Origin of the sequence: Streptomyces doebereineriae, assembly GCF_031845645.1 — a bacterium.
In the GTDB taxonomy this organism is placed as follows: domain Bacteria; phylum Actinomycetota; class Actinomycetes; order Streptomycetales; family Streptomycetaceae; genus Streptomyces; species Streptomyces canus.
This window is the reverse complement of the sequence record NZ_JAVREZ010000138.1, coordinates 1-488: the sequence shown is the minus strand read 5'-3', so window position 1 is coordinate 488 and position 488 is coordinate 1. Positions and strand designations below refer to the sequence as shown.

General features: G+C 72.5%; 1 protein-coding gene. It reads left to right on the top strand.

Annotated elements, in window-relative coordinates; translation table 11 throughout:
- On the top strand, nucleotides 1-488 hold a 488-nt coding region (locus tag RNB18_RS51105), incomplete at both ends, for a penicillin-binding transpeptidase domain-containing protein (protein WP_311720936.1).

Here is a 488-nt window from a genome sequence, read left to right as displayed (position 1 = left end):
AACGAGTTCACCCGGGGCAGGCAGCCGGGCGGCGACGTCGTCACGACCGTCAAGGAGTCGATGCAGCGCGCCGCGTACGCCGGGCTGAGCGGGCGGCGGGGCGCGGTCGCCGCCCTGGAGCCGTCCACCGGCAAGATCCTGGCGCTGGTCTCGACCCCCTCGTACGACCCCGAGCGGCTCTCCGGCACCGGCTCCGCGGTCACCGAGGCATGGACCCGGCTGAACGCGGCCAAGAGCCTGCCGATGCTCAACCGGGCCATCCGGCAGACCTATCCGCCGGGCTCCACCTTCAAGATCGTGACGGCGGCGGCGGCCCTGGACTCCCGGGTGGTGACCGACGCGGACGCGCCGACCGACACCCCGTCGCCGTACATCCTGCCGAACACGCGCACCGTCCTCCCCAACGAGGCGCGCGGCTGCGAGAAGGCATCCCTGGCGGACGCGATCCGGGTCTCCTGCAACACGGTGATGGCCCACCTGGGTGTGAA